The 26,085-nt window shown below is 38.0% G+C and carries 22 protein-coding genes and 3 riboswitches; of the genes, 6 read left to right on the top strand and 16 right to left on the bottom strand.

Features of this window, described 5'->3' with window-relative positions; genetic code table 11:
• Nucleotides 1–164: 164 nt before the first annotated feature.
• The 4 genes from KHA94_RS17350 to lpdA form a co-directional block, all read right to left on the bottom strand.
• A complete protein-coding gene (locus KHA94_RS17350) occupies nt 165–950 on the bottom strand; it encodes a TerC family protein (RefSeq protein ID WP_213103401.1) in 786 nt (261 codons plus the stop codon).
• Nucleotides 951–1,471: 521 nt separating this feature from the next.
• A complete protein-coding gene (locus KHA94_RS17345) occupies nt 1,472–1,615 on the bottom strand; it encodes an FbpB family small basic protein (protein WP_213103400.1) in 144 nt (47 codons plus the stop codon).
• A gap of 62 nt (nt 1,616–1,677) precedes the next feature.
• Nucleotides 1,678–2,547 carry a formyltetrahydrofolate deformylase gene (gene purU, locus KHA94_RS17340; RefSeq protein ID WP_213103399.1) on the bottom strand — a complete coding sequence of 290 codons (870 nt, stop codon included), beginning with the start codon at nt 2,545–2,547 and terminating at the stop codon, nt 1,678–1,680.
• Nucleotides 2,548–2,571: 24 nt separating this feature from the next.
• Nucleotides 2,572–3,972, bottom strand: coding sequence for a dihydrolipoyl dehydrogenase (gene lpdA / locus KHA94_RS17335; RefSeq protein WP_213103398.1), 1,401 nt, complete (start codon nt 3,970–3,972; stop codon nt 2,572–2,574).
• A 194-nt stretch (nt 3,973–4,166) separates the two neighbouring features.
• Nucleotides 4,167–4,245: riboswitch (glycine riboswitch) on the bottom strand.
• Nucleotides 4,246–4,247: 2 nt separating this feature from the next.
• Nucleotides 4,248–4,350: riboswitch (glycine riboswitch) on the bottom strand.
• A gap of 160 nt (nt 4,351–4,510) precedes the next feature.
• A riboswitch (PreQ1 riboswitch) is annotated at nt 4,511–4,555 on the top strand.
• Nucleotides 4,556–4,563: 8 nt separating this feature from the next.
• On the opposite strand from lpdA, the gene KHA94_RS17330 reads away from it, so the two are divergent.
• Complete coding sequence (locus tag KHA94_RS17330; RefSeq protein ID WP_213103397.1) at nt 4,564–5,049, top strand: QueT transporter family protein; 486 nt, start codon at nt 4,564–4,566, stop codon at nt 5,047–5,049.
• A gap of 40 nt (nt 5,050–5,089) precedes the next feature.
• Here KHA94_RS17330 and KHA94_RS17325 read toward each other — a convergent pair whose 3' ends face one another.
• Together KHA94_RS17325 and KHA94_RS17320 are read right to left on the bottom strand one after the other, a co-directional pair.
• Entirely contained in the window at nt 5,090–6,451 is a 1,362-nt protein-coding gene (locus KHA94_RS17325; protein ID WP_213103396.1) for an aspartate kinase, read from the bottom strand.
• 514 nt (nt 6,452–6,965) lie between these two features.
• The gene (locus KHA94_RS17320) at nt 6,966–9,680 is read right to left on the bottom strand and encodes a GTP-binding protein (protein WP_338030813.1); all 2,715 of its coding nucleotides are present in this window, start codon (nt 9,678–9,680) and stop codon (nt 6,966–6,968) included.
• A gap of 777 nt (nt 9,681–10,457) precedes the next feature.
• Between KHA94_RS17320 and KHA94_RS17315 the strand changes: the two genes are divergently transcribed.
• From KHA94_RS17315 to KHA94_RS17295, 5 genes are all read left to right on the top strand, one after another.
• Entirely contained in the window at nt 10,458–12,128 is a 1,671-nt protein-coding gene (locus KHA94_RS17315; RefSeq protein WP_213103395.1) for a glutamine--tRNA ligase/YqeY domain fusion protein, read from the top strand.
• A gap of 66 nt (nt 12,129–12,194) precedes the next feature.
• Entirely contained in the window at nt 12,195–12,545 is a 351-nt protein-coding gene (locus KHA94_RS17310; protein WP_213103394.1) for an ASCH domain-containing protein, read from the top strand.
• A gap of 11 nt (nt 12,546–12,556) precedes the next feature.
• Nucleotides 12,557–12,994, top strand: a complete 438-nt coding sequence (locus KHA94_RS17305) for a DUF2269 family protein (RefSeq protein WP_213103393.1) — start codon at nt 12,557–12,559, stop codon at nt 12,992–12,994.
• A gap of 237 nt (nt 12,995–13,231) precedes the next feature.
• Nucleotides 13,232–14,833 carry a TerD family protein gene (locus KHA94_RS17300; RefSeq protein ID WP_213103392.1) on the top strand — a complete coding sequence of 534 codons (1,602 nt, stop codon included), beginning with the start codon at nt 13,232–13,234 and terminating at the stop codon, nt 14,831–14,833.
• Nucleotides 14,834–15,107: 274 nt separating this feature from the next.
• The gene (locus KHA94_RS17295) at nt 15,108–16,070 is read left to right on the top strand and encodes a D-2-hydroxyacid dehydrogenase (RefSeq protein ID WP_213103391.1); all 963 of its coding nucleotides are present in this window, start codon (nt 15,108–15,110) and stop codon (nt 16,068–16,070) included.
• Nucleotides 16,071–16,396: 326 nt separating this feature from the next.
• On the opposite strand, the gene KHA94_RS17290 is transcribed toward KHA94_RS17295, so the two are convergent.
• From KHA94_RS17290 to KHA94_RS17245, 10 genes are all read right to left on the bottom strand, one after another.
• Nucleotides 16,397–17,311, bottom strand: coding sequence for a DMT family transporter (locus KHA94_RS17290; protein ID WP_213103390.1), 915 nt, complete (start codon nt 17,309–17,311; stop codon nt 16,397–16,399).
• A gap of 180 nt (nt 17,312–17,491) precedes the next feature.
• Nucleotides 17,492–18,892 (bottom strand): M28 family peptidase, encoded by a 1,401-nt coding sequence (locus tag KHA94_RS17285; protein ID WP_213103389.1) that lies wholly within the window; start codon nt 18,890–18,892, stop codon nt 17,492–17,494.
• A 223-nt stretch (nt 18,893–19,115) separates the two neighbouring features.
• A complete protein-coding gene (locus KHA94_RS17280) occupies nt 19,116–19,676 on the bottom strand; it encodes an NAD(P)/FAD-dependent oxidoreductase (RefSeq protein WP_213103388.1) in 561 nt (186 codons plus the stop codon).
• A gap of 76 nt (nt 19,677–19,752) precedes the next feature.
• Entirely contained in the window at nt 19,753–19,986 is a 234-nt protein-coding gene (locus KHA94_RS17275; protein ID WP_213103387.1) for an excisionase family DNA-binding protein, read from the bottom strand.
• Nucleotides 19,987–20,709: 723 nt separating this feature from the next.
• Nucleotides 20,710–21,876 carry a toxic anion resistance protein gene (locus KHA94_RS17270; protein ID WP_213103386.1) on the bottom strand — a complete coding sequence of 389 codons (1,167 nt, stop codon included), beginning with the start codon at nt 21,874–21,876 and terminating at the stop codon, nt 20,710–20,712.
• Nucleotides 21,873–22,532, bottom strand: a complete 660-nt coding sequence (locus KHA94_RS17265) for a 5-bromo-4-chloroindolyl phosphate hydrolysis family protein (protein WP_338030810.1) — start codon at nt 22,530–22,532, stop codon at nt 21,873–21,875. Before KHA94_RS17265 ends, KHA94_RS17270 begins: the two co-directional genes overlap by 4 nt.
• A gap of 892 nt (nt 22,533–23,424) precedes the next feature.
• Nucleotides 23,425–23,868 (bottom strand): universal stress protein, encoded by a 444-nt coding sequence (locus KHA94_RS17260; RefSeq protein WP_213103385.1) that lies wholly within the window; start codon nt 23,866–23,868, stop codon nt 23,425–23,427.
• Between the two features lie 107 nt (nt 23,869–23,975).
• A complete protein-coding gene (locus KHA94_RS17255) occupies nt 23,976–24,515 on the bottom strand; it encodes a methyl-accepting chemotaxis protein (RefSeq protein ID WP_213103384.1) in 540 nt (179 codons plus the stop codon).
• 54 nt (nt 24,516–24,569) lie between these two features.
• Nucleotides 24,570–24,794: a sulfurtransferase TusA family protein gene (locus KHA94_RS17250; protein ID WP_213103383.1), complete on the bottom strand. Its 225-nt coding sequence runs from the start codon at nt 24,792–24,794 to the stop codon at nt 24,570–24,572.
• Between the two features lie 12 nt (nt 24,795–24,806).
• The gene (locus KHA94_RS17245) at nt 24,807–25,877 is read right to left on the bottom strand and encodes a YeeE/YedE family protein (RefSeq protein WP_213103382.1); all 1,071 of its coding nucleotides are present in this window, start codon (nt 25,875–25,877) and stop codon (nt 24,807–24,809) included.
• Nucleotides 25,878–26,085 lie beyond the last annotated feature (208 nt).

Genomic DNA, 26,085 nt, shown 5'->3' with positions numbered 1-26,085 from the left:
CTTATACACATGCTTTGAGACCACTCTCAACGTTTTTCATCTTTTCGGTCACGATTATCTCCTTTTCGTGACCGGCTTGGTGATTTTTTTATCTTTTTTTCGAAAAAGTGGTCTCATGAACATGCTTTTTTACAGGTAAAATGCTTGAATAATATAACCCCTAGTTAACTCGCTTGATCTTCCACTGTTACATCAGTTTCCTTTTTTGATGAGAAAAACCAGCCGCCTAATGCGATAAGGATGAGCACAACATAGAATGTAATTTTCCATTCAGGTGAATGAGAAAATGATTCTGGCAGCACTGATAATGCCGGGTGTGAAAGTGTGGTCACCGCAAGTTTTACTCCAACCCAACCTACAATAAGAAATGCGGCAATTTCTAGGCCTGGCTTTGAATGCAATAATTTCACAAAGAAATTAGCTGCAAAACGCATAATAATTAATCCAATAAATCCGCCTGCGAATATGACAAGAAATTGCCCGCCATCCATACCGCCAATCTTCGGCAAGCCTGAAGCCGGAAGTGCTACTGCAAGAGCTACTGCAGCTAAAATTGAATCAATAGCGAATGCAATATCAGCTATTTCTACTTTAAAAACTGTTCCCCAAAAACCTGCTTTTTTCTTCTCTTTTGAATTAATTTCTTTATCCTTATCCTTTTTTATGAATACCTTTCTAAAGATGTGGTTAAAGGCGATAAATAATAGATAAAGTGCACCAATTGCTTGAACCTGCCAAATATCAACAAGAAATGATATCGCAAATAAGGAAGCGAAACGGAATACAAATGCTCCGGCAAGGCCGTAAAATAAAGCTTTTTTTCTTTCCTCTTCCGGAAGATGCTTAACCATTATGGCTAAAACCAATGCATTATCAGCTGCTAAAAGACCTTCTAAAACTATTAATACTAATAAAACCGATCCATATTCTAAAAGTATCGAAAAATCCATATTGTTTGGCCCCCATTTTTAAATTAGATTAAGTGCATATCATTAGCCATGAGCAATTCTTACATCTTAATTATTAGTGCCATTATTGGCCTTAACATATTTTTGTTATCCTGTCGTTTTTCGATTAATTCTATCTGGTGCTCAATTATGATGTCTTCTTTGTTTTCTTTTAAAAGCTAAATAAAGGACATTCTTCTTGATTCTTTCTTCCCCTCCTTTTTTCTTATGCATTCACATTCCTTGAAAATACTTATGTTCATCATTTTTTTTAGCAAACAAAAAACCTTTACCAGAATACGGTAAAGGTTAATAAAACAAATAAAGACCTTTACCACATTTAGGTAAAGGTCTTGCTAACAACGGAATGTTGCCGACAAAGCCGGGAGCTATAAACTCCGAAGTGACGACCTTATCGTTAAAGCTACTCCCCTTTAGGAGGAACTATACAATTTATATATTTATCATAAACGAATCCTTATAAATCTGTCAATTATTTTTATAGTTTTTATTTATCCACGTATTCAAACTCTCTGTACGATTTTTTTAGACGTTGTATGTTTATCATCTATGCGCTTTTCAATTACTTCAAGCTGATTTCGATCTCTCATAAGCTCCTCTTTATTTTTTCTAATTAAACTTGTTAATGTGACTTTTTTTCTAGTCATTTTATATTCTCCCTCTCTTAAAACGTTATGATATAGAACTGAATCCCCATTACTGCTATTTGTTATTCAAATACGATCGTCTTATTCCCATGAACAAGGACTCGGTCTTCAACATGCCATGCGACTGCATCTGCGAGCACCGTCCTCTCTACATGACGTCCGGCAATTTTTAAATCCTCAGCCGAATAGCGATGATTAACTCGCAAAACATCTTGCTGAATGATCGGTCCCTCATCCAGATCATTCGTGACATAATGAGCCGTTGCACCTATTAGCTTCACTCCTCTATTAAATGCCCTTACATAAGGGTTTGCACCGACAAAAGCAGGCAAAAAGGAGTGGTGGATATTAATGATTTGATTCGGATATTTCGCTATAAAATTAGGGGAAAGAATTTGCATATATCTCGCTAAAACAATAAAATCTACTTTCCCTTCCATTAATTTAAAGGCCTTCTGTTCGGCCTCTTCCTTTGTTTCATGAGTTAACGGGATATGGTAAAAAGGAATCCCGTAGCTTTCCACTTCATCTGCTAAATTAGCATGATTGCTAATGACAAAAGGAATATCAACCGGCAGCTCCTTTGACTTCCACCGCCAAATAAGTTCGAGAAGGCAATGATCCATTTTCGAAACAAATATGGCCATTTTCTTTCTATTTTTTGTACTGCTTAACTGCCATTCCATCGAATGCTCCGCTGCTTTCCCATATAAATCTTGTTCAAGCTTCTCATAAGCTTCTTCAAAATCTCTTAAATCGAATTCTATTCGCATAAAAAACCTTCCAGAATGTGGGTCTGTTGTATGCTGATCAAAATGGACAATATTTGCATGATGTTCTAATAGAAAATTAGATACGATTGATATTATTCCCGGCTTTTCCGGACATGAAATTAATAGTACTACTCGGTTATCCTTTTCTTTTGTTGCCATCTGCCACACCTCTATTCCTAATAATTAAGCATGTATCGCTTTCCCATCTACTGCTAATGCAGCTTCACCTATCGCTTCAGCCAAAGTTGGATGCGAGTGGACCGTTCTTGCGATATCCATTGCTGTTGCTTCTAACACACGGGCAAGGCCCGCTTCGGTAATCATATCTGTTACATGAGGGCCGACCATATGAGCACCTAACAGCTTATTTGAGCCTTCTTCCACGACAAGCTTCACAAATCCATCCGATTCACCGAATACAAGCGCTTTTCCGATTGCACGAAATGAGAACTTCCCGGTCTTAACTTGATAACCGTTAATTTTGGCCTCATCCTCTGTTAATCCAACACTTGCTACCTCTGGGCTACTGTATATACATTTGGATACTAGTGTAGGATCAAGCGGAGAAGGATTTTTACCGGCTATATGTTCAACTGCGATTATTCCTTCATGTGAGGCAACATGTGCAAGCTGAAGTCCGCCTATGACATCTCCAATTGCGTAAATATTAGCCTCATTTGTTTGATAGTGCTGGTTTGTGACAATAAATCCACGGGCAACATCAATCGTCGTATTTTCAAGACTAATACTCTCAATGTTAGGGAGTCGACCGACTGATACAAGAAGTTTATCGGCTGAGAATGTCTTCACTTCACCTCGATGCTCTGCCTTGATACCTACGCCATTTCCTTTTTCCAGGGTTTGCGGGAGTACTTTTGCACCTGTTACAATCTTAACCCCTTTTTTCTTCATTAAACGCTGTACTTCCTTAGAAATATCTATATCTTCTGTCGGAATAATCCGATCAGCAAACTCGATCACTGTTACCTCTAATCCAAAGTCTATAAGCATAGAAGCCCATTCAATTCCAATCACACCACCGCCAACAATAATAATGGAGTTTGGCAATTCTTCCATATTCAGAGCTTCATCAGAAGTCATCACATACTTCCCATCTGCTTCTAATCCTGGAAGGGTTCTTGGACGTGACCCTGTGGCAATGATAATGTTTTTGGGAGTAAGAATGACTTCCCCTTCTCCATTATTCATTTCCACTAGAATATTTCTTGATTCTAATATTCTTCCTTTTCCCTCATAGACATCAATTTTTCCTTTTTTCATTAAATGCTGTACACCTTTAAACAGGCGTTCAGTTATTTCTGTTTTCCTTGCCTGTACTTTAGAAAAATCAAGCCCAACTTCAGGGGCAATAACGCCAAATGAAGCTGCATTTTTTGTCGTCGCAAAGACCTCAGCACTGCGAAGCAAAGCTTTACTTGGAATACATCCTGCATGAAGACAGGTTCCTCCTAGCTTGCCTTTTTCTACAACCGCAGCTGATAATCCCAGCTGAGAGGCACGAATGGCTGCCACATAACCACCTGTACCGCCACCAATAATAACAACCTCATATTTTTTGGTCAATTCAATCTCTCCCTTGGATCATATCGTGATTATCCCCTTATATCCCACGCTGACAAAAAGAAGTTAGGTAGGGGCAAACTGCCCGTAAAGGTCCGATATTCAACTATCCATCAGCTGGAATAAAACCACCTACTGATGGAAGTTCACCTTATCCACGCAAAAAAGGACAGAAAAGGGTAACTTACTTTACCCTTTCTCTGTCCTTTTACCTGAGAGTTTAAACCCAAATAGGGTCCCCTTTGGTGTCGTACAATAGCACGAGCTCTCCAGAGACGCGTCCCGTTGTGGTTCCTCTACCTGAGAGATTTGTTCCAAGGGTGTTTAATGGAACTTGCTCCTTCGGTGGCTAGTCATCATGCACTCTCCCACAACCGTCATTCGCCCATATTGAATTTTCTTTAAATTTAGAATAATACTTATACATATTTATGTCAACCTTTGAACATTGGTTTTATCTTTACTTTTGGATCATGTTCACAAATTGTGCATAATTGACGAAAGCCTCAAAATATATTAATATATATTCTTTGGGCAAACAGCTCACGTGGTTCGTAACCATCCCACGATAAAAAACTAAGGAGAGAATTGAATATGAATATAAAGTCAATTGTCGGAAATGGGATTTTGGCAGCTTTATATATTGCTGTTTCAATGCTCATTCAACCATTTGGGTTTACGAATATCCAGTTTCGTGTTTCCGAAATGTTTAACCACCTAGTCGTTTTTAACAAGAAATATATTTACGGCATCGTATTAGGGGTATTTATAACAAATCTATTGTTTTCACCAATGAAACCATACGATTTGATTTTTGGCGTCGGTCATTCAGTGATTTCTTTATTAATCACGATTGTTTGCTGCCGATATATTAAGAACATCTGGGTTCGTATGGTCGTGAACTCTCTCGTCTTCACGTTCATGATGTGGATTATCGCTCTTGAACTTAAACTAGCATTTGACTGGCCATTTATGATTACATGGCTCACAACGGCAATCGGTGAGTTTGTTGTATTAATCGTAGGAATGCCAATTATGTATGCTCTTAATAAACGTATAAATTTTGAAAAAACAATATAAAAGAGTTGACGCGGGAGTGCGTCAACTCTTTTTACTATTATTACACTGTTACTGCCGCAAAAAACTCTTCATAAAGGGCTTGAACCGCTCGTTTTTCATCTATTTCCTTAACACCGAACATCATGCTGACCTCAGATGAACCTTGATTGATCATTTCGATGTTAACCTTAGTTCTTGCCAATGTCTTAGAGGCTCTTGCCGTTGTACCAATATTATGACGCATACCCTCTCCAACTACCATAATTAGAGCTAAGCTATGTTCAATTACCACTTCGTCGGCATCAAGCTCAGTTTTTATGCGATCGATGATTTCCTCTTCCATGCCAGAGGTAAACTGGTTTTCTCTTAAAATGATTGAAATATCATCAATTCCAGAAGGAGTATGCTCATAGGAAAGACCATAGCTTTCTAGTATAGCTAAAAGCCTCCGTCCAAAGCCGATTTCTCTATTCATTAAATATTTGCTGACATAAATGCTGCAAAAGCCTTTATCACTAGCAATTCCAATGACAGGACCGTTCGTGTTATCCCTTTCATAAACGATTCTTGTACCTGGTGCATTGGGATTATTCGTGTTCTTAATATGTACCGGAATTCCTGCACGGAATGCAGGAACGAGTGCTTCATCATGCAGAACAGTAAAACCTGCATAGGAAAGCTCACGCATTTCCCGATACGTTAATTCCTTAATTTCCTTCGGGCTGTTGATGATAAATGGATTTACGGAATAGACGGCATCAACATCTGTAAAATTTTCATATAATTCTGATTTAAGTCCATTCGCCAGGATCGAACCAGTAATGTCTGAACCACTGCGTGAAAAAGTAAATACCTCACCTTCTTTGCTGTACCCAAAAAACCCAGGAAAAATAATAATCCCAGATCGTGCCCGTAACGAAAATAACTGGTCATATGATTCCGGTAAAACCTGTGCATTACCTGGTTCATCACTTACAAAGAGTCCTGCCTCTTTAGGATTTACATAATGAGCTTCCACCCCTTGCTTCCGGAAATAAGCTGCCACTAATTTAGCGTTATTGTCCTCCCCACTTGCTTTGACTAAATCCATGAATTTGTCAGGGTTGCGTTTGTCTGATGTCAATCTTGTTTGTAGATCCTGTTGAATGTCATTGATAATTTCCTCTGATAGATTCAATTCTTGCGCAATTGCTTCATATCTTTCTATAACTGTGTTTAACTTTTCCTGCGGGTTTTTATTTTGCAGGCAAAGCCTTGCACACTCAATTAACAAATCTGTCACCTTATCATCTTCTGACGACCTTTTTCCAGGAGCGGAAACGACGACAACTTTTCTCTTTGGATCAGAAACAACAATCTGGAAGACCTTTTCGACCTGCTTTCCAGATGCTAATGAAGATCCGCCAAACTTAACGACTTTCATCCTGACATCTCCTAATCTGTAAAAAAATATATCCTAATTTTACTCCTATTCAGAAAATAATCAAGTGTTTTTCCTCTGTATAAAGACATTTGTTCTTTTATAAAGGACAATACAGTTCTAAATACCTAGTTGTCCATTCATACTGTCTTCCTTTCTTCTATTACGAAGATTTGATTATTTTTCTCTAACAAGCCTTTTAGCATAGTGCATTTTCTTTTAGATGGTGCTTTTAACATTGAGAGACGCTCCCTTCTATAGCAATATTTTCGTAAAAATAATAAAGAAAACTCGCCGATTGGCGAGCCTTGGAAAGGCGATGACAGAGGCGTAGTTGCACTTATACTTAATTCCTAAAATTGGCAACTACGTCGAATCATCTTCTACGCTGACAATTTATGCTTTCTAACGTGCAAAAGAAAAAACGGATAATAAAATCGTATAGATTTTATCATCCGTTTTTTTGAAGAAATTCCTTCAAATCATCCTATACACTTTTTTTGTAACTTTACTATTATCAATATTGATAAGCTCCTTCTCCTGCGCTTGTCATCCACTCAATTTGGAGCAGTTTAAGCTGGAAAAGGGTTATTGGATCACGGTATGTTTCTGGATTCGTTCTCATTTCATTTAAGGATTCTTTATGCTCTTCAATTTCCTTTAATGATTCGTCCATTGCCGCTTTTAACTCAGCTAATGGATGGCTAAAGAACATACTAATGTCTCTGTCTAGTGCCTTTTCAAACAATTCAAAGCCATGAAAAAATTGATTTGATATCGTGTCAGCCACTCCACTATAATCTTCATTCTCGACAAATTGCTTATATTTGTTATGAAGCATTGCATTGTTTTGCTGAAGGGCACCTAATAGCTTTCCAGCACTTTTTAATAAGAATTGTGATGGTGAAAAGCGATTGAGAATATTTACTTTTTCTAGTTGCACACTTCCTCTTGTCATTCTGTCAGCATCGCGACGCCAATCATCCAGCACTCTAAAATCACAAGCGAGAACTAATTTATCCTCTTCATATAAATCGTTAAAGCCTTTACTCATTTCATTCAGAAAACCTTGCCCTTGCTCAAATTCATTATTCGCTTCCACAATCCAATGATTGATGGCTCGTTCAAATCTTGGCATTACTGCTTCTTCTATATGTTTAGAAATGCGATGATTCATTTCATCGTTGAGCTTAATATGAATCTTGGCAAATTCACTATCTTCCGTAATCAATTCTGAGCAGCTTCCTAAAATCTTCGGTATATCCTCAAAAAGCCCTTGCTTAATATCATCTTTGATTTTAGTAAAGGATCTTTTGATGATACGTGTCTTTTCTTCCTCTAGGTCGCTTAATTGATGGGTTGCACCATTTATTTTTGTGACCAAATTTTCATTCCATTTAATCGATTCAATATACCCATTTTCGATCTCAACTCGTCTTTCCAACAGGTACTTTATTGTCTTACGTACATAATGCTGCACCTTTGCGATTCGTTCCTCTTCAAGCTCCCGACTGTTATTCATTGCTTTTAAGAAACTTGACAATGCATATTGATCATCATGCCCGGAGTAAGCAAAAACCTTTGACTTCGGAAAATAAGTGTTAACTCTAGAAACTGTATTATCAAATATTTCCTGTGTCAATTCGTTTGCACCCATCCCATTTAATAAGAAATGGATCGGCAGCTCGCTTGCCTGATCACGAATCTTGACGACAATTTCAAGCTCTTCCTCAGTAAATGATGTATCAGGATTAAGAACAAATAATAGGCTGTCAGCAAGCTGCAAATATTGAAATGCATCATTCTTAAATCGGTTAAGACCAGTTATAGGAGGTGTATCAATAAAAGCTATTTCATGCTCATACAAAAATGAAATTGGCTTTTTACAAAGGATCATCGTTTGCGTAATGTTTTCAGCATCTGAGAAGTCAGAAATGGCTCTGATCCCCTCATCAGTAATTTCCTTCATTTCTATAAATTCATCATCCTTGAACATAACAGTTGATGAAATAGATTCGTTCATTACATTTTCCTCTAGCACGGCGTTAATAAAGTTTGACTTACTGTTGCCATCTACACCTGTAATTAATACATTTGAAGCTCGGAGATCAAGTAATTCATGTACCATCCACTCGAACCTTTTCCCAATCTCAATACCATTTATTTTCGCCCAAGAAATAACTGACTCGAATAGCTTGAACCCATCATCTAACCCGTCATGATAACGAGCGGATCTGTTAACTATGTTCTCAGCTGTATTAAGCGTTGATGGATCAATACTGTTAGTAAAAATTTCACTCCAAGCTAGCGTTGAAGCTGCAGCAATGAGTGCATACTTTGAATCAGTGATTTTCACCCAGTTCGCTAAATGATTCGGAATAAGGTGAGCCAGTTCCCTAATCAAATACTTCCCATTAATAAATTCAAAATAGGTGTCATTATAAAGGGCAGATAAATCCCGCCATGTATGATCGTTTCCACTCTCTAGATACAATAGAATTTGATTAAACTCCTTGATCCAGGAAATATATAAGTCACCATTTCTATAATTGTTCCAAAATGCACCTGATAGACGTTCAAACTTAGCCAAGTCTAGCTTGAATAATTCAACTAGAGCTTCATTAAAATAATTCGGTTCTGTCTTTTTCATTCTTTCCTGCTCAACATATGACAGTAGAGTGTCAAACCATGCTAAGTCACCTGTTCGCACAGATTCGTTCACAGCAAGCTCTATGGCGTTCTTCCAATCCTGATGCTCTTCAAAGAATTCCTTAGCAATCTCTGTCACATTACGATAGTCCGGGTTGAATGAAACAGCTTCCTTAATCTTTTCTACAGCTAAGTCCAGCTTTCCGCGTGCAACATATATTCTAAATAGCTGAAGAAGGACTTCTGTTTTCAACACGTCTGAATCTGTTTGTATTAATTTATAAATATCTTCCGCAGTAGAAAGCAGCGCCAGCTCAAAATAGGCATCGGCCATATTCTTCTTTGCCCAAGGTTCCAATTCATTGCTTATATTCTCCCACTTAAAAATAGCCGCTTCATAATCTCTATTATGGAAATATACCTCACCTTGTGCAAAGCGAATAAAGCTCAGCTCAGATACCTCTTCCTGCTGCTCATCCAAATACATATTTCCTAGAATCTGAATCGGATGCACATTCTCTATTCCCTCTATCAATGTTTCATAATATCTTTTACTAATTAATTTTTTATCTATTGACATCATGCTACCCCCCTCTAAACAAAAATCCAGCCAAATAAGGCGATTAGAAACTAAGTCTTTCGTACATCCCTATCCTTAGCTAATCGGTAAGTCTAAGTTTAATAACGTACTAAAGTAAAATTAAGAACTTTGATTAATTCTCCGTAAAAAAATATCGTATAAGAAAGACACTGGGCGAACCCCACATCTTTCTAATATTTTAACAAAATATGATTTTCAATAAATTTCATTTTTGATACATTATTGTATTCCTTTGTAATATTTTTAATAATAGGCTAAAGCTCTTAATCTTATTCTACTTAATTTTCCATGTTTCACACAATGAAACTACCTCACAGTAAATATTACGTTTGCTTGCCGATATTTTTGTCAGCTAATTAGAGTGTATAAGTTTCTTAAGCAGCTGTGAAGTTTCGATATACCCCAATCTAAAAAGATCGCATAAGGAATACTAAAGAATTCGATTTAAGTTTCTGGCAAAGCCAAGATTTTCTAACAGAAAAGCAATTCATTGATAAAGTGAAACTTCCATCAGTGGGGGTTTTTCGACGCACAGGACGTACTAGTGCCGACGTTGCCACACGATGTGGCGCTTTTAGTCTGTGTTCATTTTACAAGCCTTTACGGGCAGTTGATCCCCCACTTAGGTTTCTTTAATTCTCTCGCAAAAATCTTGAAGTGGGGGTCTTACTGCCCGTTAATCTGCGATAAATTGATTTATCTGGGTAATATCAGTAAAATAAGAAATAACTACATGCAATAAGAAAGGCTGATACCGGTTTGGAACACAACTCATCAAATTTTATTAAAAATATTATGATCGCCGATTTGGAGTCAGGTAAGCACAAAAATATTATTACACGCTTCCCTCCCGAACCGAACGGGTATCTTCATATCGGTCATGCAAAATCTATCATCACGAATTTTGGGCTTGCTGATGAATTCAATGGAAAAACAAATTTACGATTCGATGATACGAACCCATTGAAGGAGGATCAGGAATTTGTTGATTCCATTAAGGAAGATGTAAAGTGGCTCGGATACGAATGGGAAGAGCTCCGGTTCGCATCAGATTATTTCGAGGAAATGTACGAACGCGCTGTGCTATTAATTAAAAAAGGAAAAGCATATGTCGATGATTTAACACAGGATGAAATTAGAGAATACCGCGGCACATTAACAGAGCCAGGTAAGGAGAGCCCTTATCGCAATCGTTCCGTTGAAGAAAATTTAAATTTATTTGAACGTATGCGTGGCGGCGAATTCGAAAATGGAAGCAAGGTGCTGCGTGCCAAAATTGATATGTCCTCACCAAACTTGAATATGCGCGATCCTGTTATTTATCGCATATCCCATGCAACCCATCATAATACCGGTGATAAATGGTGCATTTATCCTATGTACGCCTTCGCACATCCGCTGGAAGATGCAATCGAAGACGTGACACATTCTATTTGTACGACTGAATTCGAGGATCAACGTCCATTATATAACTGGGTTGTTGAAGAGTGCGAAATGGAAAGCAAGCCGCAGCAAATTGAATTTGGCCGTCTTAACATTACGAATACAGTTATGAGTAAACGTAAATTAAAGCAGCTTGTTGATGAAGGCTTTGTTGATGGCTGGGATGACCCGCGTATGCCAACTATATCTGGTCTAAGAAGAAAAGGCTTTACTCCGGGTGCTATCCGTGAATTTGTGATAGCAACAGGGATTTCAAAGGGATCCGGTGCAGTTGATGAGGCAATGCTTGATCACTTTGTAAGAGAAGATTTAAAGCTTACTGCTCCAAGGACTATGGGGATATTAAATCCGCTTAAAGTGGTCATTACCAATTATCCAGAAGATCAAGTGGAAATGCTTGATGCGGAAATTAATCCGGAAAATCCAGAAATGGGGATGCGCCAAATTCCATTCTCTCGTGAAATTTACATTGAGCAGGACGACTTCATGGAAGATCCACCAAAGAAGTATTTCCGTCTCTTCCCTGGAAACGAAGTCCGTTTAAAGAATGCTTATTTCATTAAATGCAATGAGGTCATCAAAGATGAAAATGGCCAGGTTATCGAGATTCATTGCACATATGATCCAGAAACAAAGAGTGGAACAGGATTTACTGGCCGTAAAGTAAAGGGAACTCTTCACTGGGTTGATGCGAAAAATGCCATCCCTGCTGAGTTTCGTTTGTATGAGCCTTTAATCCTTGATTCAGAATTAGAGGCTGAAGGTGAAGATGAAGGTTCTGGGAACAAAACCTTCCTTGATTATGTAAATCCAAACTCACTTGAAATTGTTCACGGCTTCATTGAGCCTAATATGAAGGGCAGCAAGCCTCAGGACAAATTTCAATTTTTCCGTCACGGCTATTTTAATATTGATCCAAAGCACTCTACAGATGAAAAACTAGTTTTTAATCGTATTGTGTCGCTAAAAAGTTCGTTTAAGCTGTAATATTTTGTTTTTTTATTTCTTTTTTCATATTTAGCTAATACCAATTACTATAGGGAGGCATCCAAAATGTCCAATCAGCTTGATAACCATTCACTACCACCAAAAACCTGTACGATCGAACGTCTCGTAACCGTCCCTGCAGATGTTGAAAAAGTACTTTCAGGAAAAAAAACAGCTACTCGCCGGAATGGACGCTATGCAGACATTGGTGAAATCATGGATCTTCAAGGCCATAAATTTGTCGTTGAAAAGGTTTATTCACAGTCACTGGGCGAATTAACGGATGAACATGCAGAGCAAGAAGGCTTTGAAACGGTTGATGAGTATAAAGAGTCTATTTTATCCTATCACCCAGGTATGCCATGGCTGCCGCAAATGAGAGTGTGGGTGCATGAGTTCCGTCCAGTATCGGACTAATTTAGCTTTTCATGGACTTTTACCACTTGATACTGTACATCCATGTAGGAAGTGCCATTTTATCGATTGGTCCTTTTGTTGTATTAATCCCAATCGCAAAAAAATTGCATGAAGCTGAACATGAGGTTCAGCGGGCCTATTTGAATATTTTCCGATCTTCTGTCCGGCTTGTTAAACATGCCGGACATGTCCTTGTTGTAAGCGGGGCCTTACTCATTGCTATGGGGCATTGGACGTGGAAAACATCTTGGATTATCGCAACCTTAGCCGTTATGTTCGGTTCAGTATTCTTTCTAGCACGAGCGTTTACTCCTACCATTCGAAAGTTTCATGAGCCCGGTCAAGATCAAACACAACTCATAAAAAAGCTCTCATGGTCAACCTGGCTCTATCTTATTCTTCTAATGGTTATGCTCTGGTTCATGGTTGTAAAACCCGTTCTCTGGTAAGAACAATCTATTTGAATGACATAGTATTCTAACTCTCAGAATGCACAATATAGCTATTCTTATATAGATAGTCAGTCTCACAAAGAGTCTGGCTATTTTTAATAGGTTATTATTTTCCTTTTGATTTCATTGTGCTTTATAATAGATATGGAATTAATAGAAAAAAATTTAGTCGGAATATTTTTTATAAAATTTATTATACTCTATAACATTTTATATCGATTGGAGTGAATATTTGTGGGTGTAACTTTACGTAAAGGTCAAAAAGTGGATTTAACTAAGTCTCATCCAGGTTTAGAGGTTGTGGTCGCCGGGTTGGGGTGGGATGTTAGCCAAAGCCATTCTCAATATGATCTCGATGCCTCCGCCTTTTTAATTGGCCCCACTGGCAAGGTACAAAGTGATTTGGATTTTGTATTCTATAATAATCCTTCTGGCGGGAACGGATCGATCATTTATGCCGGAGATAATCGAACAGGGGCTGGGGCTAGAGATGATGAGCAAATTAGAATCGATTTGAATAAAGTTCCTCCTTCTATTCATCGAATCGCTTTTACGATTACCATCCATGATGCGCATTTAAAACAGCAAAATTTTGGACAAGTTTCTAATGCGTATGTAAGAATTTTTAACGCAGTTACGAATGAGGAACTAATTCGCTTTGACCTTGGGCGCGATTTCACTGTGGAAACCGCCATCGTGGCTGCTGAGCTTTACCGGCATAATGGCGAATGGAAATTCAATGCGATAGCGAGCGGATTCCAAGGTGGTTTAGCAGCTCTGTGCAGAAATTTCGGCGTACATATTGATGATGAGCCTGCGCCTTCACAACCAGCCTACCAATCCAACTCGAACTTCGGAGGCTCACAGCCGTCACAATCTAATAATTCATACTCAGGCCAACAACATTCATCCTATAATCAACCAAGTTTTGGTCATTCTCAGCAACCGAATAACCAATATGGATCCGGACAATCACAGCAACCGAATAACCAATATGGATCCGGACAATCACAGCAACCGAATAACCAATATGGATTCGGACAATCACAACAGAATCAATCAAGCTTCAATCAAAATGGATTCGAACACAATGGTCAACCAAATACATCCTATAATCAGTCCAGCTTCGGTCAGCAGGTAAATCACTCTGGCTATAACCAGCCTTCCTATGGTCAGCCCTACTCCTCCTCTCAATCATATGGAGGAGACAATATTCTTTGTACTCGCTGCGGCTCTTCTAATGTACGGACAGGTCAAAAAGGCTTTGGACTTGGAAAAGCAGCGATTGGTAGTCTTATCCTGGGACCTGTTGGTTTACTTGGTGGTTTTATTGGTAAAAAACAGCTCAAATTTAATTGTAACAATTGCCAAAATACATGGTCCCCAAACCAAACAGATTATGCACAATGGGCAAATCAACAAAAAAGGAATGCCCAAGAAGTATTTGCCCGCTATAAGAGTCAAGATGTGATGGATGCAGTAGTTGCCGCATGTGCACTCGTTTCACTAGCAGATGGAAGACTTGACGAAACGGAACGTCAAAAAATGATGGAGTTTGTCAATCAAAGTGAGGAATTACGAGTTTTTGATTCGAACAAAGTCATCCAGCAATTTAACTACTTTGTCCAAAAAATCGAACGTGATTCAATCATCGGACGTGCAGAGGCGTTTAAAGCTTTAGGTCGGGTTCGATCAAAACCTGAAATCGCTCGCTTAGTTGCACGCTATTGTATTGCACTTGGCTATGCGGATGGACATTTTGATCCAAGTGAAAAGCAAATTGTATCCGAAATTTGTATAGAATTAGGCTTGAATCCAAATGAATTTTTATCATAAGATTAACATCCAAAGTTTAGAGAGGAAGTTCCTTATTGGATCTTCCTTTTTTTGTTATATAGGAAATTATAATTTTCGCTATCTGTTGATAACTTGAGATATAGATTATCTACGTTCAGCTCCAGCGCCTACCTCCTCGAGGTCACAAGCCAATCCTCCCAGAAAGGTAAAGAACACCTTTCCGTGAGGCTCGTCTTGTGCTTGTCGGAGGTGAGCAAGGCACTTGCGCATTTGTTCCTATGATAATACTATATGTTAAAAAGGGGGAAATAAGATGGATAAGAGAAAAATGATTATTACGCAAAATCTAGATCAAGATCTAATTGATTCCATTAAAGAAATTGTCCCTGATTGGGAGCTTGTAATTGGAAAAGATCAAACGATTTGGCGGGATCATTTGAAAGAAGCTGAAATCATTGCTGGCTGGAAGAAAGATTTAGCAGAATATGTATTTAACAATGATTCAAAGCTGCGTTGGGTTCAATCATGGTCTGCCGGAATAAATAGTATGCCTTTAGAAGAATTGAATTCTCACCATATCCAATTAACATCAGCAAACGGTGTTCATTCATTCCCTATATCTGAAACAATCTTTGCACTTATGCTTGGACTTACAAGAAAAATTAATACATATGTTAAGAATCAACAATCTAGAACATGGCATCATTCTGGATTAAAGCTTGAACTTCATGGAAAAACAATGGGTCTTTTTGGCGTAGGTGCCATTGGAAAGGAAACAGCAAAAATTGCAAAGGCTTTTGGAATGAACGTTTTAGGCTTCCGTCGTTCTGGCCATCCTGAAGAAAATGTTGACACGATGTATAAGCTTGATCAGATGAATGATGTATTACCTGATTGTGACTATGTTGTCATAACCCTTCCACTTACGAAGGAAACAAAACTTTTATTTAACAAAGAACAGTTTAACTTAATGAAGCCATCTTCATTCTTCATTAACATCGCCCGCGGCGACATTGTTGTGGAAGCTGACCTTATCAAGGCACTGCAGGAAGAAAAAATCGCTGGTGCTGGCTTGGATGTATTTGAAAAGGAACCGCTCAGGGAAAACAGCCCATTATGGGAGCTTGAAAATGTAATTATCACGCCTCACACAGCCGGATCAACTGAACATTATAATAAACGTGTCATTGAAGATATTTTTATTCCAAATTTAAAGAGTTATCTTAAAGGAGACGAGCTCCCAATTAATTTAGTCGATTATGTTAAAGGTTATTAAACTAAATAATCCCTTTCCTAACATGGCCAATTTCTCATAAAGGAAACTCGCCGATTGGCGAGCCTTAGAAAGGCGAAGACAGAGGCGTAGTTGCACTTATCGCGCTCATATATGCCACGTCCTCCCAAAAGCTTCTCTTTTGGTCGTGCGATGTATCGCTGACGAAGCTTTCCTTATCCTGTGGCATTCGCCCGACTAGGACATCCTGTCCGTCGTACTTAATTCCTAAAATTAGCAACTACGTCGGATCATCTTCTGTGCTGGCAATTTATACGCTTAACGTGAAATTTAAGGACTCCACCCAAGTGGAGTCCTTGAGTTCTAGGTTAAACCAATCCCCTTCTCCTTCGTTTCTTTATCAATTCCTCCAAAGCACCTGATCCGAAAATAACACCAGAAACGATTAGCATCAATCCGAATAAGTGTACAGGAGTAATCTCCTCATTTAAGAGGACTGCAGATCCTATTAACGAAAAGAAAGTACTCAAATTCATAAAAATTGATGCCTCAGCAGGTCCAATTTTTTTGATCGCTGAATTATAAACCATATGCCCCAATGCCGTCGCAATGATAGCAGAAGAAAAAAAGGCAACCCATAATATTAACGGTGCGTGAAAAATTCCTTCTATTCCATTAGGTTCTTGCCAAAGACCTATGAAAAATAATAGGATGCTTCCAATGATAAGCATGTATCCTGTTAATAAACGAGGATCCAAAGTTTTTGCTGCCTTACTGATGAGAATAAAGCTAAGTGCTTGCGACAATATCGATAAGAACACATAAAAGTCGCCGATCGACAAGCCTGATAGCCCCTTTTCACCCGACAAGACAATAAACGAAACCCCTGCACTTCCAAAGATGAATCCAAGCACTTGAATGACTGTTGGCATATTGCGTAGGAAGACAGACGACAGAATAGCTGTTAATAACGGTCCTGTTCCTAAAATTAACCCGCCATTCGTAGCCGTTGTACTTGTTAAACCGATTGCTAAAAAGAAATGGTGCCCGACAATGTTTAACAAGCAGCCAATGATAATAAACTTCCATTCTCCTAAACTAGGCTTCCGAATTTTTTTTAGCGCGGCCATAATAATAAATACACTTAATCCAGCTGTAAAAATACGCAATGAGGTAATTGTAACCGGAGGAAAATAACTAACAAGAATTTTTAAAATCGGAACATTGACTCCCCACGCTACCATAACTCCAATAAGTAATAAATAGATTCGAATATGTTTCAAAATGACTCCTTCTTCCTTAAAGCTCAAATCATTGAACCTATTTTAACATGCTTCAATCCATCCATTTCATTCTAAAAAAATTTAGTTTTGAATAATTTTCTAGATTATTAATCATCAACTATCTTGACATAGAAAAAGCTAGTTCCCTTCCTGACAGGGAACTAGCTTTATACATTCTCTTTATCTTACATCCTTCTCATGGTATTGATCAATATCCGCTTTTACCTTTGGCGCTTTCTTTGGTTTTGGCCCCATATTGTCAAAGCGTGCTAGGTCATAGACTGCTGCTCCGACAATCTCTGCTACATCCTGAAGCTTTTCTTTACTAATTTTATCAATCGAATCCTCTGGAGTGTGGTACCAAGGCTCTGTAGGGCTATGGATAAATAATGCTGCAGGGATTCCAGCTTCAGCAAACGGAACATGGTCACTGCGCCCACCTTGGTCGTACGGCGTTGGTGAACCATTTAATCTTGTACTAGATGCTTGTGAAAGCTCTGTAACAAGGTTTGGTTTGCCATCAAGTGTAAGCAATACGAGATCTCCAGCATCCTTACTTCCGACCATATCTAAATTGAAATTAGCAATTGTGCGTTCTTTTTCGTCCTCTGATAGATTTTTAACATAATAGTTGGATCCAAGTAATCCTAGCTCTTCCGCACCAAATGTAATAAAGCGGATTTCTGTATCAGTTGGCACATCTTTAAAGACGCGTGCAAGCTCAAGTGTCGTTGCTGTTCCAGAGGCATCATCATTTGCCCCCGGTGCTCCTGCAACAGAATCATGGTGAGAACCCACTACAATAATCTTATTCGTGTCTTTCTTTTTATTTGTAGGTTTTTTTGTTGCAATGACATTATGAGAGGTGCTTTCTCCTGCTCGTGCCCCCTCAATTTTTAAGGAAGCCTGTAATGTTTTGCCACCATTTAGTTGAGCCAAAAGGGCGTCACCCTCTGATTTCGTCAATGCAACAGCAGGAACATATTTATCATTCGCTTCTCCAAGTGTTCCATTTACGGCTCCACTTGTATTATTAAAGATAATGACCCCTACAGCACCTTTTTCAGCGGCATTTAAAACTTTCTCTCCAAAACTAATATCTCCACGTTTAATCAGTGCAATTTTTCCAGTGAGATTTTGATTGGCGAGCTCTTCTTTTTTGCCTAATCCAGCATAAACAAGCTCACCTGATACGTTTCCACTAACGGAATATGTAAAGGAGGTTGGATTAAGTTCACCGTTATATCCTGCAACGTCTAAATCAATTGTGTGTGGAGGAGTATATCCGTAAAACGTAAATGGCTGGATATCTACTTCATAGCCATAAGATTCAAATTGGTCTTTAATATACTTTACAGCCAGATTCTCTGCTTCGGTCCCAGCTACACGCGGAGTTTTCGATAGGTAATCAATATTATTGAAAATGTTTTCTGCATTAATCTTCTTAATAACCTTATGATCGAATACTTTTACTGGCTGATTCTGCATAACTTCTATTGGCTTTGCTAATGCAGCCTGAGTGCCGGTTGCTCCAAATGCTAAAATAGATGCAAGTGCGATTGATAAAAATGGCTTTTTCATAGAAATCCTCCTACCATAGGTTTATATTACCAATGATAGATTATTGTAAATGTTCAGATAAGTGTATTTATTACTAGATAATAGTAGGACGTAAATTCTATTTTTTTCTATTGATTAATAGATTAGGACAAAAAGCACAGGTAATAAAGCTTGAGCCTAAGTCACACACGAAAAAGCCACCCTCTACCATTTTGAAAGAAGAGGATGGCTCAATCTGTGTATTTTACTTTATCATATCATGGTCAACGTAGCGCTCACCATTTAGTTCGCTAATCACATTAATGGCAACTTTTGCTCCGTCCCCTGCAGTGATGATCGTGTGCATACTAACACCTGCAACGGTACCTGCTGCCCATATTCCATCAATATTTGTTTTTCCGTTTGCATCGACATCTAAAATTGTTTTAATACGCGGCTCAGTTCCTGGCTTTGTATGTAAACCTACTTTTTCAGCGAGGTCTGTTAACATTCCTGTTGCCACAATGACGTGCTTTGTTTCAATTTTCTGATCTGCTGTTTGGATAGTAAAACCTGTTTCCGCCTTTTCAATATTTTCAACCGTTGCTTCCACGAGCTCAGCACCGAATTTAGCAGCCTGCTTTTTTCCTATCTCTACTAATTCCGGACCAGAAATCTCCATTACTCCGTAGTGATTTTCTAACCATGCACGCTTCGTTACACTTTTATCATTATCAATGACTACTACCTTTTTACCTGCTTTAGCAGCGAATAAAGCTGCACTTCCGCCTGCTGGACCTATTCCGATAATCGTAATATCATACATATCCAATTCCTCCTTTTTTCTTTTAATAATTTAAGATTAACTAAAAAAAGTACATTTGTAAAATTTTGTGATTTTACTAGTCTTCATCTTTAATATCTTTATCTTCTGGAATTGGCTCATTCGCCAATTCCTCCACTAATTTTTTATATTTCTCAAGCTGTTCAAAATGTGTTTTGAACTGATCTTTGGAAATCAAAACGACACCCTCACCATCATGCAAAACTCGAATTTTTCCTTGTAATATTAAATTTTCTACATATGCTACAGACACAGATAAATAATCGGCTGTTTCTTCTACTGTTAAATACACTATTTTCGTCACTCCTACTACATAACTTTATATAGCCTATTTTAGCTTATTTTAGCAGGAGTTTCTTTATTTCTTCTTTCTCGGGTCTGTCAAGATTTATAAGATATTTATCTCAAAATAAATAATAAAATTTGAACAGGGAAAAAAGGGAGCATGTTTTGAATAATCTTTCTTTCTAAACATGCTCCTTCTATCGTATTATATTAAGGTATTTTACGTTAATTTATGGGAGTGCTTGTTACATCGTTTAAATCTTCTTTTTCAAAAATAACTGCATAGCCCTGTCCGCCTCCGATGGACAGACCTACAGAATTTTATGTTTGAGCTTACTTCCACTATGATTCCTCCAATAACATATTGTAGGTCATTAACTGCCTATCAAACTAAGATAAAATGTTTATTGAATATTTTATTATAGGTATACTATTACGAACATGGCTAAATGGAAGCATCAATTACTTACCATTATGATAGGGACAGGAGTTACAATAAACAAATGAACAAGAAGAAACTCTTTATACTTTACGTTATTATAAGTATTATTTGGATTTATGGCTCCAACTTTTACATCTTCAATTGGTCTGACAGTAGAAGTGAAGGCAAATAACGTGAAATAGAACAAGAAGGTTTGGAAGAAAGAAATTTAACCATTAAAAACAAACGGCTGTCCCAAAAAGGTATAATTTTATGACCTTTGGGACAGCCTCTTCCTATTCAAGGTTTTTATTCCTTAATCTCTAGCAACTTTTGTCTTAAATCATTCTCCATGGTAGCTAACTCTTGCTCAGCCATGCGGCGTTTATGACGCCCTTCCTCTTGAATCTTCAGTGTTTCTTCCAAGGTTGAAATTAAATTTTCTTGAGTCTTCTTTAATGTTTCAATATCAACGAGTCCGCGCTCATTTTCCCTTGCTGTTTCAATCGTATTTGTCTTCAGCATTTCAGCATTTTTTAGCAGTAATTCATTTGTTGTTTTTGAAACTTGCTTTTGGGCCTCTACTGCATGCCTCTGCCTAATTAACGTTAGAGCAATTGCCACTTGATTCTTCCAGAGCGGGATAGCAGTCATGATGGAAGATTGAATTTTTTCCACAAGTGCTTGGTTCGTGTTTTGAATAAGACGAATTTGCGGAGCGCTTTGAATCGTAATTTCACGACTTAATTTTAAATCGTATAGACGTTTATCCAATCGATCAGCGAACTGAATCATATCATTTACTTCTTGGAATTTCATCTGATCATTTGATTCCTCAGCAGCTTTTTTTAGCTCAGGAATGATTTTCTCATTTAATTCTTCTAGTTTAATTTCCCCAGCTGCGATATAGACATTTAATGCATGAAAATATTCTTTATTATTTTCGTAGAGCTTTTCGAGCATGACAACATCTGATAATAGCACGTTCTTGCTTCGCTCTAGCTTTACACTAATTCTGTCAATTTGTGCACCTGTTTTTTGATATTTAGATAAAGTTTCTTGAATCGAGCTAGAGATTCTGCCAAACATTCGAGACAGAAAAGATGATTTCTCTACCTTTAAATCATCTGGATTGACATCATTAAATTTCATCATTAATTCGCTAATAATTTCTCCAACTTCACCAATGTCCTTTTTCTGGACATGCTCAAGCATTGTATTAGAGAAGGACAATAATTTCGACTGAGCTGGTGTGCCATAGGAAATCATCGCCTGATGGTTTTTTGGATCAATTTGCTCTGCAAGCTGATAGGCTTTTATTCTATTTTCTTCGGGAATGACATCAACAAGCTTTACTCGTTTCTCCTTTATCGGCTCATTTTCACTCGAAAGCTCTTTTGTATCCCCAAATGGATTGGATAGCAAGTCATCCATTAAATCTGTATTTTTTAAAAGGGATGGATTTTGTTCGCTCATTTTAATCGCCTGCTTTCATCAATAATTCGTGAGTCCTTGTTCGTTTTTATCGTGTGTTTTGCAACATCAATTTCGAAGTTAAGCTGATCAATATCATCTGAAATCACTTTGTACAGGTCTTCCTCCACTAAAGCTGTCAGCTGCTCTAGTGTATAACGGGTCTCATATAGTGATTGGTCAATCTCCCGTGTCTTTTTTGATTGTACGGATAGGAAAACATATTTTTCCGAAAGCTCAACCGCAGAGTCTAGATGGGAAAAATAGAATGGTTCTGCTTTATAAAATCGTTTTGGCTCATTTCTCGTTAAACGGTATATTTTCTTGGATGTCCGAATTAATTCCACTCTTTGTTTTAATGATGGGATATGGCGAATCGAAAAAAGCGCCTTATGCAAGCGAGCGATTTTACGCTTTGCATCATCTATATTTTTCTTGATATACTGATACTCTTTTCTCGTAAGTTGATGGGTTTTTAAGAATCTGTGCTTTTGTATTGATTTCGTTAGCCAATAAGCAAGGGCCCCTCCCCCAAGTCCAATTGCTCCTGAAAGTAAAAAGGTTTGGTCAAAAACGAGGAAGCTCAGCAGCCATACAAAGGAGCTTGTAGGAACGGCAATTAACATTCGCAGTAAATAGGCTAAAAATTGATTCATCATCAATCGACTCCTGACTTAAATCCTTAATATATATACGTATAAATGAACTTATAGTTTCAGCTCATAAAAATTTTCCTTTTCTAATTATAAAGATACACGAAAAACAAAATCCATTCCATAGACCTCAACCTTAAATTAATCTAAGGCTTAAGACGTAGTTAGAAAAACTTGGCGTTCGCCAAGTCCTTTTTGGTGAATGCCTTAGTTTTTCTTATGCGATCTTATTAGCAGATATTTTATTGAAAACACACTTTACTTTAATACGTTAAAAAAACTTAAACTTTCCGATTAGCCCAGAAAAGCGAAAGCGCCTTCGGAACAATCAAAGTTCAGATTGTTCCTGCGAGGATCATTCTAAGAAGCTTTCCTTAGTGGTCACCCCCGACAAGCACAAGACGAGCCTCACGGAAAGGTGTTCTTTACCTTTCTTTGAGGATTGATCGAAATGTGGAGGCGACTGTTTAGGGACGACAGCATAAGACGAGCCCAGCTAGAAGACGTTCTTTGTCTTCTGGCTGGGATTGGCTAGACATTCGTCCCTAGGAGCTGCAACTAGACAAGCTTGTGACCTCGAGGTCGACAAAAAACGCGACATCCTCCCAAAAGCTTCTCTTTTGGTCGTGCGAAGTGTCGCTGACGTAGCATTCCTTGTCCTGTCGCATTGTCGACACTAGTACGTCCTGTACGTCGGGGGTAGGCGCTCCTCCTAAAAGCTACCGCTTTTAGTCGTGCGATGATTACGCTGTCGAGGCCTTCCTTATGGAGCTTGACAATACTCGAACTCTAGAAAAGTTATACTTTTTCTCATGAACAAAAACGCGCCATTCAAAGGAGTATGAATGACGCGCTTTTGTCTAGTACTTTAGCTCAAGCCTATTTAATGTTTGGTTAGTTATTCTTCATTTTTTTGTGTTCTTACGACAAGTACATCACAATTCGCAGAACGAGTAATGTTCTCGGAAACACTTCCGATCAATAGACGTTCGACTGCATATAACCCTGTAGCGCCACAAATAATTAAATCGGCTACAATTTTTGGGGCTATCTTTTTCGTAATTGTTACTTTCGGAGAACCAAATTCGATCACTTTGTCTACTTTCTGAAGACCTTGTTCAGATGCCATTTTCTTATAGCGATCTAATAGTTCTGTTCCACGCTTCTCTGCTCTTTGCTTAATGGAAGCAGCATCTGACGGATAGGTTCTTAATTCAATAATGTGAACAAGATGCAATTCGGCATCGTTTCTCTTTGAAATTTCCACCGCTTTTTTAAAAGCCCATTCTGCCTCTTCTGATCCATCAATAGCAACGATGATATTTTTGTATGTTAAGTTCATTTTTCCTCCTCCTTTTCCCCGATTTTAGCATGACTAAGAGTATTTTTAATACTAAAAATGTTGAATATTATTAAGAAAGTATGAACTTTTTTGATGTAACGAAATTTTTATATTTTGAACTTTTTAATAAGCATTTGTAATTCTTCAGCCATGTTAGCTAAAGCACCCGCTGATGAGGAAACCTCCTCAATTGAAGCCAATTGTTCTTCCGTTGATCCTGATACGTCTTTCGTTTGTACTGCAACCTCTTCTTCTATTTTAGAGACAAACTCCATTGAACGAACTACACGTTCCGCTCCGGAAGCCATTTGCTGTACAGCGGAGGATACTTCCTGAATCTGAATGGATACCTCTTCGATAGAATTTTGTATGATTCCAAAAGATTTCCCTGCCTTATTCACTTTTCCAATTCCTTCAACCACTTCTGTTGTGGCAGAACCCATTGATTGAATGGCATGATTTGTTTCATTTTGAATCATGACAATTAATTGTGATATTTCCTGTGCCGATTGAGCCGATAATTCTGCTAGCTTTCGAACTTCATCTGCTACCACAGCAAATCCTCGACCTTGATCCCCAGCCCTGGCAGCCTCAATTGATTTAATTTTAGCTAGGAGCGAAGGAACATGAATGTTTATTATCAGCAAAGATTATTTTCAAAAAAATAGCCCCAGTATCAAACTAGGGCTAACACTTTCTTTTCATTTCTTTTTTACAGTTATTGTCCAAGCTGCTTCACTAAGTTGTTCAAAATTCGTCACTGTGTGCCCGGATTCTGCTGCCCAGCGAGGAATACTTTCAGTTGCTTGAGTACAATCAAATTGAATGACCAGTTCATCTCCTGATTTTAATTCTTCAATAACCTTCTTTGCTTCTATAAGCGGAAAAGGACAAACCTGACCCATCACTTCTAATGTTTGTTGCATGTTTACTTCCTCCTAAGCTGTTGTAATTGGTGTTCCTGAATTTAAAGATTTCTTTTTCACAATTGGCCGTACAAAAACAAAATATGATGCTGTCCACGTTCCTAAAATAATAAATAATAGGGAGACCCAGCCTTGCCAAGTCATCATTGCTGTCATGACCAATCCATTACCAATGGAACATCCTCCAGCAAGACTAGCACCAAAGCCCATTAAAATTCCCCCTATAAAGCTAGAAATTCCTGTTTTGGTATCAGGCATTCTAAAGCGAAATTCACGGCTTCCTTTAGCTGCTATAAAAGAACCGAGAAAAATTCCAAGAACAAGGAAAACTCCCCAATTTAAAATTTTTTGATCACCAGTTACTAAATATTGAAGAATATTTGCTGATGGTGTTGTAATTCCAAGACCATACATTCTTCCTGTTGCCTCACTTAGAGGCCAAGCTAGAATAGCTATCAAACCAACTATCAATGCAGTAAAAAATGGATGCCAACGTTTTTCAAATAATAAATGAGCAAGTCCTTTTCTCTTTGGCTTCATCGTCGGAATAACCACTTTTGGCTTTCTTTGCTCTTTAATTAAAATCCAAAGGACAATGGCTGCAAATATAGAAATAAACACCCATACAGATAAACCCGTTGATTCAGCAATTGAATTTTTAGGGAGCTGAACAGATTGTAATGATTGATCCAGAGGTGTTAATGGACCTGATTTCATAATGGCACTCATAACCATATAGCCAAAAAGGGCAATCCAACTCCCAATAAGACCTTCCCCAGCACGATACCATGTTCCAGTTGCACATCCTCCAGCAAACACAATTCCAATTCCAAAAATAAATGAACCAACAATTGTTGCAATCCAAGGGAAAGCTCCTGCTGAAAATTCAATCATGCCAAGCTGAATTAATGAGTATACCCCAATACTTTGCACAGCAATTGCAATCAAGAGGGCATAAAACATTCGATTATCTTTTGCAATATACATATCTCTAAATCCGCCTGTAAGGCAGAAGCGCCCTCTTTGCATAACAAATCCAAGCAATGCTCCACATAATAAACCTGTTAGGATCATTTGTAACATTTTTTTATCTCCCTTCTTATAACCAAGTAATATGATTGGAATAATGGTAATATCTTTTTAGTTTTTTGTCAATATATTTTAATTTTTCAAAATTCTACATTTTTTTCATCGAAAATGATTAGGTCGGCAAAATGAAACATACAAATCAAAAAAAAAATCCACCCAATGCCAATTTCTAATTAGCTTGGATGGAAAATACCCCCACCTA

The sequence above is a fragment of the Cytobacillus citreus genome, assembly GCF_018343665.1.
GTDB classification, from domain to species: Bacteria; Bacillota; Bacilli; order Bacillales; family Cytobacillaceae; genus Cytobacillus; species Cytobacillus citreus.
Note: the sequence above shows the minus strand (reverse complement) of the source record. Positions and strands in the feature narration are given on the sequence as shown.

Bases quoted from the DNA above. Each gene is read 5' to 3' on its own strand.
- KHA94_RS17345 (WP_213103400.1), bottom strand. From the start codon at position 1,615: ATGACTAGAAAAAAAGTCACATTAACAAGTTTAATTAGAAAAAATAAA.
- KHA94_RS17265 (WP_338030810.1), bottom strand. From the start codon at position 22,532: ATGATGAATCAATTTTTAGCCTATTTACTGCGAATGTTAATTGCCGTT.
- KHA94_RS17305 (WP_213103393.1), top strand. From the start codon at position 12,557: ATGGACTTTTACCACTTGATACTGTACATCCATGTAGGAAGTGCCATT.
- KHA94_RS17245 (WP_213103382.1), bottom strand. From the start codon at position 25,877: ATGTTACAAATGATCCTAACAGGTTTATTATGTGGAGCATTGCTTGGA.
- KHA94_RS17310 (WP_213103394.1), top strand. From the start codon at position 12,195: ATGTCCAATCAGCTTGATAACCATTCACTACCACCAAAAACCTGTACG.
- KHA94_RS17285 (WP_213103389.1), bottom strand. From the start codon at position 18,892: ATGAAAAAGCCATTTTTATCAATCGCACTTGCATCTATTTTAGCATTT.
- KHA94_RS17270 (WP_213103386.1), bottom strand. From the start codon at position 21,876: ATGAGCGAACAAAATCCATCCCTTTTAAAAAATACAGATTTAATGGAT.
- KHA94_RS17325 (WP_213103396.1), bottom strand. From the start codon at position 6,451: ATGAAAGTCGTTAAGTTTGGCGGATCTTCATTAGCATCTGGAAAGCAG.
- KHA94_RS17295 (WP_213103391.1), top strand. From the start codon at position 15,108: ATGGATAAGAGAAAAATGATTATTACGCAAAATCTAGATCAAGATCTA.
- KHA94_RS17250 (WP_213103383.1), bottom strand. From the start codon at position 24,794: ATGCAACAAACATTAGAAGTGATGGGTCAGGTTTGTCCTTTTCCGCTT.
- KHA94_RS17260 (WP_213103385.1), bottom strand. From the start codon at position 23,868: ATGAACTTAACATACAAAAATATCATCGTTGCTATTGATGGATCAGAA.
- KHA94_RS17280 (WP_213103388.1), bottom strand. From the start codon at position 19,676: ATGTATGATATTACGATTATCGGAATAGGTCCAGCAGGCGGAAGTGCA.
- KHA94_RS17320 (WP_338030813.1), bottom strand. From the start codon at position 9,680: ATGATGTCAATAGATAAAAAATTAATTAGTAAAAGATATTATGAAACA.
- purU (WP_213103399.1), bottom strand. From the start codon at position 2,547: ATGGCAACAAAAGAAAAGGATAACCGAGTAGTACTATTAATTTCATGT.
- KHA94_RS17330 (WP_213103397.1), top strand. From the start codon at position 4,564: ATGAATATAAAGTCAATTGTCGGAAATGGGATTTTGGCAGCTTTATAT.
- KHA94_RS17350 (WP_213103401.1), bottom strand. From the start codon at position 950: ATGGATTTTTCGATACTTTTAGAATATGGATCGGTTTTATTAGTATTA.